Raw genomic sequence first — 10,243 nt, 5'->3', positions numbered from 1 at the left:
TCCGCGCCGATCAGCTCGATCAGATCGGCGATGTCGGCCGGATGCAGCGGTTCGACAAGATTGTAGACCGTTTCCTGGTCTTCGGCATCGAGCGCTTCGGTGACGCGGCGGATGAAGCCGGGGCGCAAGGTGTTGTATTCGTCGTCAAGGCTTTGCGCATTGCGCGATCCGGGCTGGCGCTGCGTATCGTCCGGCGCCAGCGTGTCTATCCCGACACCGCCGCCGCCGGCGAAAGGTTCATCCATCCGCTCGTCATCGCGCTCCATCATCGCGGGGATAAGCGCGCCCGCATCAAAAGCAACTGTCCTGGCGCACATGCAGTCGACTTTGTCGCCGGGGCGTTTATATCGGCGCTGAACTGAGAGGAATTAGACGACATGGCTGACGATAAACTGGTGCTTTCGCTCGATGGCGGCGACGTGGTGATCAATCTGCGCTCCGATCTTGCACCCGGGCACGTGGCGCGGATCAAGGAACTGGTCGGCGAAGGGTTTTACGACGGGGTCAAGTTTCACCGCGTGATCCCCGGCTTCATGGCGCAGGGCGGCTGCCCGCAAGGCACCGGCATGGGCGGTTCGTCCAAGCCCGACCTGATGGCCGAATTCAATGCCGAGCCGCATGTGCGCGGCGTTTGCTCGATGGCCCGCACCAGCGCGCCCAATTCGGCCAACAGCCAGTTCTTCATCTGCTTCGAAGACGCGCGCTTTCTGGATAAGCAATACACCGTTTGGGGCGTGGTCGAGAGCGGCATGGAACATGTCGACGCGCTGCCCAAGGGCGAACCGCCGCGCGAGCCCGGCGTGATCCACAAGGCGGCCATCGTCGCAGCCTGATCGGCGCAAGCTAGATACTAGGGATGAGAAAGAGGGCGGGGGCCATGCTCTCGCCCTCTTTTGCTGGGCCTACAGGATGAAATCATCCAGACCCAGACTGCCGACCCCGCGCACGAACAGCGACCAATCGGCAACGCCGTCGCCATTGGCATCCCCTTCGACCCGCACTCCTCCCGAGACCGCGACGTAGCGAAACTGCCCGAAGTCCCCCTGGCCGTATTCGTCGATGGCGGTCAGCGCTGCGGTGCCGATAAAGGTAGCGGCGCTAAGCCCGACGAGGGCGATCTTGTCATGCTGGCTGCGAGAAAAATCTGCAATCTCGCCCATATCGAGATTGGCAAGATTGGTGGCGGTAAAGCGGAAAACATCGGCCCCGGTGGCGCCGGTCAAGATATCGCGCCCGCCTTCGCCATCGAGCAGATCATTGCCCGCGCCGCCATTGAGCACATCATCGCCGCCGCCGCCGAGCAGCGTGTCGTTGCCGCCGAGGCCAGAAAGAACGTTGCCGCCAGCATTGCCGGTGAGGATGTTGGCGTCGGAATTGCCGGTGCCGCGCAGCGCGGACGAGCCGGTCAGGCGCAAGCTTTCAACGTTGGCGGACAGGCTTTGCGAGACCGACGCGACGATCAGATCATGGCCTTCGCCAAAGCGTTCGGTGACGACATCCTGCCAGTTATCGACGAAATAGACATCGTTGCCGCGCCCGCCGGCCAGCATGTCGGCCCCAGTGCCGCCGTCAAGCAGATCGTTGCCATCCGCCCCGGTCAACGTGTCGCGGCCCGCGCGGCCATACAGTTCGGCGTTGCCGGCGGCGGCGGTGAAGCTGTTGTCGCCATTCGTGCCATACCAGACTGCCGCTGTTTCGAGGACGACAGTATCGATCGCGACCGAGGCGCCAAATGATCTGACCGTGAGGCCGGTCAGGCCAAAGGCGAATTCAGGCGGAAGCGTGATCGTCTGATAAACGAACGGCTGGTTGTCTGCGGTAACCAGCAGGCTGACTTCGCTGCCCCATGCGGTCCTGCCGGAGATGACAATGTACCCGCCCGCGTATTGCAGATCGACCAGCAGCGAGGATGCGCCGAAGGTGCGGCCATCCGCTTTGGCGATATGCGCCGTTCCTGCCACCAGATAAGGCCCATCGGGCATGGCGAAACGCGCGCTGGGATCGACCAGCAAGCCGCCGTTCGGGTCGGCGATGACAAACCCGTCTTCGGAATATACGGGCCCAATTTTGCTGCCGGTGCGGCTTACGGATGTCCACCACGCGGGCGCATCCATCGTCAAGATCGTCGAGGTCATACGGACATCCCATCCAACGTTGGCGCGGAGCCATCGAGTCGCAGCGCCCAAAGTTTTCCGCACATATCCAAGCTACGCTTAATCTCGCGACATGACAGACAAAACACACAAGCGAGCGAATTCGAGACACTTGTAGTGCTCCACTTGTCAAGGCGGGTTCGGGCAGGCAAACTTGGCGGATAAGGATAACCGGAGAGGCTTTTAATGACCGCCATGTCGCGCTGCGGCGCAATTCCTGTTGCCTTGGGCGCGCTGGCCTTCTGGGCGCTTTGCGCAGCGCAACCCGCCAGTGCGCAATCGGCGGCGGCGAACGCTGATCCCGCACTTGCGCCAAAGCCTGCCACCGCTGCCACGATTGCGGTGCACCAAGCGGCCGCAATGGCGCTCCCCCCCGAAGACGGGCGGGATGCCGAATTTGCGGGCCGCGGGTTTCTGGCCAGCGCTGCCGACCCGGTGATCCGCGATGCCGCCGGCAAGGCGGTTTGGAATATGGCTGCTTACGATTGGGTGCAAGGCACAGCTCCGGCCAGCGTTAATCCGTCGCTGTGGCGCGAAGTGGTGTTGCTGCGCCGCCACGGCCTGTTTGAGGTGGCAGGCGGAGTTTGGCAGGTGCGCGGGTTCGATGTGTCGAACATGACTGTGATCCGGGGCGATACGGGCTGGATTCTGGTCGACCCGCTGACCAGCCGCGAGACCGCCGCTGCCGCACTGGCATTGGTCAATGCGCGGCTAGGGGCCAGGCCGGTGGTCGCCGTGATCTATAGCCACAGCCACGCGGATCATTTCGGCGGCGTGCGCGGGGTTGTGGACGAGGCCGATGTTGCCGCAGGCAAGGTGAAGATCGTGGCGCCTGCTCATTTCATCGAGGAAGCCGCGAGCGAAAACGTGATGGCCGGAGCGGCGATGTCGCGGCGTTCCAATTACCAGTTCGGCACCGGACTGGTTCCGGGCGCGCAAGGCCAGATGGGCAGCGGCATCGGGCTGGGAGTTTCGGGTGGGACGATCACGCTGATTGCTCCCACCGACAGCATCGAACGCACTGGCGAGACGCGCACGATCGATGGCGTGACCATGGAATTCCAGATCGTTTCGGGCAGCGAAGCGCCGAGCGAACTCAACCTGTTTCTCCCCGCCAGCAAAGTGCTGCTCTCGGCGGAAATGAGCACCTGCTCGCTGCACAATATTCTGACCCCGCGCGGCGCAAAAGTGCGCGACACGCGCGCGTGGGCAGGGTTTCTCGATGAGGCACTGCGGCTCTACGGCGCGCGCAGCGAAGTGGAGATTTCCAGCCACTGCTGGCCGCGTTTCGGGCAGGCCGAAGTGAGCCGGATGCTGGCCAGCCAGCGCGACAACTATCGCGCGCTGCATGACCAGACGGTGCGGCTGATGAACCGGGGCGAAAGCCCGGCAGAAATCGCCGACCAACTGGTCCAGCCTTCGGCGCTGGCCGCCGATTGGTTCAACCACGGCTATTACGGCACCTACAGCCACAATTCGAAGGCGGTCTATCAGTTCTATCTCGGCTGGTACGATGCGGTTCCTGCCAATCTCGATCCTTGGCCGGCAACCCAGCGCGCCAAGCGTCTGGTCGCAGCGATCGGCGGGACGGCCAAGGTACTGGCGCAGGCGAAAACGGCCATGAAGGCAGGCGATTACCGCTGGTCGTCAGAGCTGCTGAGCGCCGCCGTTTTTGCCGACCCCACCAATCAAACGGCGCGTCGCGCGCTGGCCGACAGCTATGAGCAGCAAGGCTATCAGGCCGAAAGCGCGATCTGGCGCAACCAGTTCCTCGTGGCGGCAAGCGAACTGCGCCACGGTCGCAATGGGGCTGCGCCGACTACGCAAAGCCAGGACATGATCGCGGCAGTGCCAACGCAGCTGCTGCTCGATTCGGCGGCGACCCGGATCGATCCGGCGAAGCTGGCCGGGCGGCGGATGGCGATCAATCTGGTGATGCCCGAACGCGGCGAGACCGCCGCCATCGAATTGACCGGAACCACCATGCTGGCGCGGATGACGGCGGCGGCAAACCCGCTCGCGACGGTGACGGCGCCGCGCCGCTTGCTGTTGGGACTGTTGTTCCTGAAACTGCCGCTGACAAGCCTCGAGGCCGCCGGGCTTAAGGTCGAAGGGGATCGTACCGCCTTTGAAGCATGGTTCGCAGCGCTTGATCCGATGCCGGGCGCGTTCAATATCGCCGAACCTTGAGCCATCGTGGGGTCCGTCCGGAACTGGGCTTCACCCCCCGGGCGTAGTCCGGCGGGCTTCATAAGCGCGCGAGCGCGGTGTCTGTGCCAAGTGTCTGGATCATTGGCTGGCGTTTTGCGCGAGCGCATTGCTGCAACTGCGAATAGCTATCAGACGAGCGCCGCCAAAGTCTTGAGCGGTATTGCGGGGATGCAAGAATTACCCGGGCTTTCTTGGCTACCCCAAGTGTCCAATTTAGTTGACACTTGAGATCGTTAAAATCAATTGACATACTTCATTGTCTTACTGATAACAGCATCGCCCGAAATCTGGCTTGTTTGGAAGTCCGACGTTTGGAGGTCCGACGTTCCCGGCAGCGCTGAATACAGTTTTCGTGCGCTAGCCCGGTGAGCTTCTCATGATGCTTGCTTGGCAAACCACTCCGGGAGGGAGTTCCGGAGTGTTTAAGCTGTAACATCTTGGAAAGGGGATCGGAATGACAGACGACATGGTCTACCCATCGGGGTTGACAGAAAAACAAGCGATCGAGGTCAATGAGGGCCTCAAATGGGGCACGCGCATTTATGGTGCGATTGCTGTCATGGCGCATATTCTTGCGTTTATTCTTACACCTTGGCTGCAATAAGGGGGCCTGAGTCATGAATGAAGGTCGTTTATTTCTCTATGTGAGCCCGAAGGTGGCTCTTCCGTTCATGTTCCTGGTGCTGGTGCTCACCTCGCTGACGGTGCATTTTGCGATCCTCACCAACACCACTTGGTTTGCCGCTTTCTGGCAGGGTGCTGCCGGTGAAGTTGCCAAGGCACCTGCTGCTCCAGCGATGGAAGCTGCTGCGTCCGCTGCCGCGTCGGCAGAGGCAACTCCTGCACCATAAGCAGGAGGCTTGATCAAGGGGGATGGGGCAATTGCCCTTGGCCAATCAGATTTCATTGCCCGAAGACGAGGGCCCGGTCCGCAAGAACGGGCCCTTTTTCTTGAGCCTGATTACCTTTTCGCACTTGTGACCAGTTGCTGACGCAGCATCGGCACCATGATCGCCAGCGTCGCCGCCAGCAGCAGCATTTCGAGCAGATAGACCGCGAGGTAGCCGTTGGCGGTTCTGGGCAGGGATGCAAAAAACGTTAGATCGCTGCCGATATCGCGCAGCAATCCGCCCAGCGCCGCGCCGATACCGGCGGCAGTGGCCTGCACCGCGCCCCACGCACCTAGCGCCATGCCGACCTGATCGGCAGGGGCATAGCGCATGGTTGCGGTCAGCGTACCGTGGCTGAACAGACCGGCCCCGCAGCCGATCAGCAGCACACCGATCGAAAACAACGGCGCTGACTGCAGCGGCGCGGCCGCAATCACCATGGCAAAGGCGGGAAGTCCGAGCAGCGCGCCGAAAGTCGACATGCGGAACGGATCGCCGCCGCGGCTCAGAATCTGCGAAGCGAGCGTGAAGCCGACAAGGCTGCCGCCTGCGAAAATCGCGGTCAGCTTGGTCGTCGCGCCGACACCGAGGCCCAACACCTGCCCGCCGTAAGGTTCGAGCACGACGTCGGACATGGTGAAGGCCAGCGTGCCAAAGCCGATGACCAGCAGGCGGCGCAGCGCCCGGTGCTGGACGATGAACTTGTCCCAGCTTTCCTTGAAGGTCGCTTGCGGCGCAGCCGGTTCTGCCGCGCTGGAAGGGCGGAGCGCCTCCTGCTTCCAGGTTGCGACGATGTTCAGGAAAATGGTCACGACCGCAGAGCCCTGGATCACCTGGATCAGGCGGCCGGGGGTGAAGTCGATAAGGAACGCGCCAAAGGCGAGGGCGGCGACGATCGAGCCGAGCAGCAGGCTGACATACATCAGCCCGACCACATTGGCCTGCTGGTCTTCGTCCGTGAGATCCGTGGCCAGAGCAAGGCCGACCGTCTGGGTGATATGGACACCTGCCCCTACCAGCAGGATGGCAATGGCAGCGCTGACCTGGCCGACCCAAGCAGGAGCGGTCGCCGCGTTCAGCGACTTGGCGAGCACCAGCAGCGCAAAGGGCATGACCGCAAGCCCGCCAAATTGCAGCATGGTGCCCCGGTAGATGAAAGGAACACGCCGCCAGCCTATCGCTGATTGATGCGTATCCGAACGAAAGCCGATCAGCGCGCGAAATGGCGCGAACAGCAAGGGCAGAGCCAACATGAAGCCAACGATCGTGGAGGGAACCTGCAGTTCCACGATCATCACCCGGTTGAGCGTGCCCACGAGCAAAGTGAGCGAAATGCCGACCGAAAACTGGATGAGCGAAAGCCTCAGCAGCCGGGAAAGCGGGAGCTCATCGCTGGCGACATCGGCAAAGGGGAGCACTTTCATGCCCCAGCGCGACCAGACGCCCATTAGCCTTCTGTCGAAGCGCTTCATGGTCAGACAAACCCCAATGTAGCCTTCGATACCGGCGATATCTCGGCCTTCCCCTTAGTACGACTAGCCAAGGCCGCCCCGATCTGCAATCCGCGCCGAATTGGCGAGAAACGACCCTGGCTGCTTGTCTCAGCCTGTTGAATAGGCCAAGAAAATATGGCTGAGCCTGATCGCCGCCATTGCTGCTCAGCCGATCAAACGCGAAGCCGAAGTGCATCTAGCTCGCAGCCTCCGGCACGTCCCGCTCAAGCACTTTCTCGATTGCCCGGATGTTTGCTGCCCCAAGGGGAACGCGAGCAGTCTGCTGTCTTTCAGGGGCAGTCGCCGATTGTAAGTGTGGCTCAAATACTCACCGGTAGCAACGACTCACGTTGCGGAAAAATCTCATAAAGTATTGATATTATAGATACTTGATCTGATTTCGGCTGCTGCCAGCATTGCTCGGACTTGTGCATCGCGGCAATTTTGCCACAGGTTTTCGGCAATCGTTTTGGGCGGGGTGTACAACTATGCGATTTTGGCCGAAATGGCCGACAGCCAAACGACGTAGGCGGGCCGAGGGAAAATCTGCCAGCGTCGAGACATGCTATGCAGCTTCACAACGAGCGTATGGGAAAGGGTTTCTATCAATGAAAATTTCGAACAATCGGCGTGTGCTGAACGCTGCCATCATGGCGTCGGTCGCCGGAGCCGCTTTGGTTTGCGCGCCTTCTGCCTTCGCACAAGCCGCCCCGCAAGCAGCCGCCGAACCCAACGATGACGCGGCAACCGCTGCGATCGTGGTCCTCGGCACACGCCGCACCGACCGCTCGGTGGTCGACTCCGCATCGCCGATCGATGTGATCGGCGCAGCCGAGCTCAACACGCAGCCTGCGTCGAACCTGCTCGATGTGGTTCGCAACCTGATCCCGTCGTTCTATGTCGGCCAGAACTCGATCTCGGACGCTTCTACATTCGTGCGTTCGCCTTCGCTGCGCGGCCTTCCGGCCGACAACATCCTTGTCCAGCTGAACGGCAAGCGTTTGAACCGCTCGGCGCTGGTTCAGGTTTACAACGGCAGCGACACCGCGCTGGGCTTCGGCTCGCAGGGTGCCGACATTTCGTCGATCCCCGCCATCGCGATCAAGAGCCTCCAGGTTCTGCGTGAAGGCGCAACCGCGCAATATGGTTCGGACGCCATCGGCGGCGTGCTGAACTACGGCCTGCGCGACAACGCCGGGGTCGAGCTGCAGGCTCGCTATGGCCAGTTCTACGAAGGCGACGGCCAGAGCATCCAGCTCGCCGGCAACGTCGGCTTCAAGCTTGGCGACAGGGGCTTCGTCAACTTCTCGGGCGAATTCATCAACGACCGCCAGACCAGCCGCGGTGCAACCCGCGCATCTGCGCTTGTATTTGCGCAGCAGAACCCGGCGCTTGCCTCGCAGCTGCCGAACTTCCCCGGGCCGGTACAGATCTGGGGCAATTCGCCGAGCGAAGGCTACAAGCTGGTGCTTAACTCTGCTTACGAAGTGACCCCGGAAAGCAAGGTCTACTTCTTCGGCAACATTGCCCAGAGCAACGGCAACCAGAGCTTCAACTATCGGCTCTCGCAGCGGACTCCTTTTGCGCTCGAGATCAATGACGGCACCGGTACGCCAGCAACCTCGCGCCCCAACAGCAACGGTGCGTTCCGTACTCCGGTGTACTTGACACCATGCCCGGCGGGCAATGCAACTTGCCCAACCGGCGGTTTCGTCAAGGATGGCAACGTCTTCAACTTCTCCACGCTCTATCCGGCCGGTTTCACGCCGCGCTTTCTGGGCCAGAACAATGAAGCAACTGGGACCATCGGGTTCAAAGGAACTTCGGGCACCAACTTCACGTATGACATTTCGGGAACGTTGGCCCGCAATACGCTCGACCTTTCGATGACCAACTCGTTCAACGCGTCGTTCGGTCCGGACACCCAGACCAGCTTCAAGTTCGGCAAGCTCATCCAGTCGGAGCTCAACGTCAATCTCGACCTGACGTATGCGCTTGAGGCAGGTCTCGCCAGCCCGATCACCTTCTCGGCTGGCGCCGAATATCGCCGTGAAAAGTATGAAACGACACAAGGCGATGTGCAGTCCTATGCGGCTGGTCCGTATGCTTCACAGCCGCTGTATGTTCAGACGGCTCCAGGCGTGTTTACGCGCTCGGTCGTCAATGGAGCCCCTGAAACGAACAGCTTTCTGCCTGCAGCAAGCGGATACGGCGGCAACAGCGCACCTTCTTCGCTGAAGCAGACCAACTTCGCCTTGTATCTCGGTGCAGAAGCAGACGTTACCGACAAGCTGACCTTCGGCGCGACGGGACGTTATGAGCGCTACAACACCTTTGGCGGCGTGTTCGTTGGCAAGGTCAATGCGATCTACAAGATCGTTGATCAGTTCTCGGTTCGCGGCACCTTCGGCACCGGCTTCCACGCCCCTTCGCCGGGCCAGGTCAACACCGAAATCCTGACCACGGCGTTCCGTGCAGGCACCGGTGAGCAGGTTCAGACGGGTACGTACCGTGTTAACAGCCCGATCTCGCAGTACTTCGGCGCACGTCAGCTTGGCCCAGAGCGTTCGACCAACTTCGGTGCCGGTTTCGTGTTCAATCCGAACAGCGCGCTGACCCTGACGGTCGATGGCTACATCATCAAGGTGCGCAATCGCATTGGCATCTCGCGGGTGTTTACCGTTACCGCAGATGACCTTGCTGCCCTGCCAGCACTTTCGGCAGTCGGCGAGGGCGGCGACGTTCAGTACTTCACCAATGGCTTTGACACCAACACCAAGGGTGTCGACGTGGTTGGCAACTACCGGACCGAACTGGGCACCGGAAAGCTCAACCTGACATTGGCGTATAACTACAACCGCAGCGACGTGACCCGCGCCAATCCGGGCACGATCTCGGACGAGCGCCGCCGGGACATATCAAACTTTGCGCCCAAGCACCGCATCGTTGGTTCGGCCAACTATCTGATCAATGATTTCACGATCAATGCCCGCGCCAACTACTTCGGTTCGTGGACCGCGTCTGACTATCCGACCAACACACCGCTCGTTGACCAAACGTTCGGCGCCAAGGTGACCGCTGATTTCGACATCAGCTACACCTACAACGAAAAGTACACGCTGACGCTGGGCGCGAACAACCTGTTCAACACCCGTCCTGACCGGATTGCGCCGAGCACGACCAACCCGCTCTTCGCGTTGACCAACGCCACCGGCGACGGCCAGATCTATCCGCGTAGCGGTGGACCCTTCGGGTTCAACGGCGGCTTCTGGTATGTCCGGGCTCGGGTGGTCTATTGATCCCAGGCTAAGGCTCGCTAAACATCGGGGCGGGAAAGCATCGGCTTTCCCACCCTTTTGTTTGTGCAAACGGCGCGAGGAACAGGCGCGCCATACGTTAGGATGAGGAACTGGATGTTTCGCGAAACGTTGTCGCTAATGGTTTGCACGCTTGCGTTGTTTGCCCCCCAATTGGCGCAGGCACAGGACGCAAACCC

7 protein-coding genes and 1 pseudogene are annotated in these 10,243 nt (G+C 61.1%); 5 read left to right on the top strand and 3 right to left on the bottom strand.

Annotation, left to right across the window (positions count from 1 at the left end; all coding sequences use genetic code 11):
* A pseudogene (locus tag Q0O40_RS06690) lies at positions 1-317 on the bottom strand (hypothetical protein); the annotation flags it as partial.
* Between the two features lie 60 nt (positions 318-377).
* Here Q0O40_RS06690 and Q0O40_RS06685 point away from each other — a divergent pair.
* Entirely contained in the window at positions 378-833 is a 456-nt protein-coding gene (locus Q0O40_RS06685) for a peptidylprolyl isomerase (protein ID WP_295527784.1), read from the top strand.
* A gap of 69 nt (positions 834-902) precedes the next feature.
* On the opposite strand, the gene Q0O40_RS06680 is transcribed toward Q0O40_RS06685, so the two are convergent.
* Positions 903-2,135 carry a calcium-binding protein gene (locus Q0O40_RS06680; RefSeq protein WP_295527782.1) on the bottom strand — a complete coding sequence of 411 codons (1,233 nt, stop codon included), beginning with the start codon at positions 2,133-2,135 and terminating at the stop codon, positions 903-905.
* 204 nt (positions 2,136-2,339) lie between these two features.
* Here Q0O40_RS06680 and Q0O40_RS06675 point away from each other — a divergent pair, with 204 nt between their 5' ends.
* The 3 genes from Q0O40_RS06675 (at position 2,340) to Q0O40_RS06665 (ending at position 5,215) form a co-directional block, all read left to right on the top strand.
* A complete protein-coding gene (locus Q0O40_RS06675) occupies positions 2,340-4,343 on the top strand; it encodes an alkyl sulfatase dimerization domain-containing protein (protein ID WP_295527779.1) in 2,004 nt (667 codons plus the stop codon).
* A 475-nt stretch (positions 4,344-4,818) separates the two neighbouring features.
* Positions 4,819-4,968: a light-harvesting protein gene (locus tag Q0O40_RS06670; RefSeq protein WP_295527777.1), complete on the top strand. Its 150-nt coding sequence runs from the start codon at positions 4,819-4,821 to the stop codon at positions 4,966-4,968.
* Between the two features lie 13 nt (positions 4,969-4,981).
* The gene (locus Q0O40_RS06665) at positions 4,982-5,215 is read left to right on the top strand and encodes a light-harvesting protein (protein ID WP_295527774.1); all 234 of its coding nucleotides are present in this window, start codon (positions 4,982-4,984) and stop codon (positions 5,213-5,215) included.
* Between the two features lie 110 nt (positions 5,216-5,325).
* On the opposite strand, the gene Q0O40_RS06660 is transcribed toward Q0O40_RS06665, so the two are convergent.
* Positions 5,326-6,726, bottom strand: a complete 1,401-nt coding sequence (locus Q0O40_RS06660; protein ID WP_295527772.1) for a PucC family protein — start codon at positions 6,724-6,726, stop codon at positions 5,326-5,328.
* Positions 6,727-7,355: 629 nt separating this feature from the next.
* Here Q0O40_RS06660 and Q0O40_RS06655 point away from each other — a divergent pair.
* Positions 7,356-10,046: a TonB-dependent siderophore receptor gene (locus tag Q0O40_RS06655; RefSeq protein WP_295527769.1), complete on the top strand. Its 2,691-nt coding sequence runs from the start codon at positions 7,356-7,358 to the stop codon at positions 10,044-10,046.
* The last annotated feature ends 197 nt before the right edge of the window (positions 10,047-10,243 follow it).

It is taken from the genome of Novosphingobium sp. Chol11 (genome assembly GCF_945870625.1).
Lineage (GTDB): Bacteria > Pseudomonadota > Alphaproteobacteria > Sphingomonadales > Sphingomonadaceae > Novosphingobium.
The sequence above is the reverse complement of the archived record's forward strand: the minus strand, read 5'-3'. Positions and strand labels throughout refer to the sequence as shown.

Excerpts from the sequence above, each read along its gene's own strand:
- Q0O40_RS06675 (WP_295527779.1), top strand. The coding sequence starts at position 2,340 with ATGACCGCCATGTCGCGCTGCGGCGCAATTCCTGTTGCCTTGGGCGCG.
- Q0O40_RS06685 (WP_295527784.1), top strand. The coding sequence starts at position 378 with ATGGCTGACGATAAACTGGTGCTTTCGCTCGATGGCGGCGACGTGGTG.
- Q0O40_RS06655 (WP_295527769.1), top strand. The coding sequence starts at position 7,356 with ATGAAAATTTCGAACAATCGGCGTGTGCTGAACGCTGCCATCATGGCG.
- Q0O40_RS06680 (WP_295527782.1), bottom strand. The coding sequence starts at position 2,135 with ATGACCTCGACGATCTTGACGATGGATGCGCCCGCGTGGTGGACATCC.
- Q0O40_RS06665 (WP_295527774.1), top strand. The coding sequence starts at position 4,982 with ATGAATGAAGGTCGTTTATTTCTCTATGTGAGCCCGAAGGTGGCTCTT.
- Q0O40_RS06670 (WP_295527777.1), top strand. The coding sequence starts at position 4,819 with ATGACAGACGACATGGTCTACCCATCGGGGTTGACAGAAAAACAAGCG.
- Q0O40_RS06660 (WP_295527772.1), bottom strand. The coding sequence starts at position 6,726 with ATGAAGCGCTTCGACAGAAGGCTAATGGGCGTCTGGTCGCGCTGGGGC.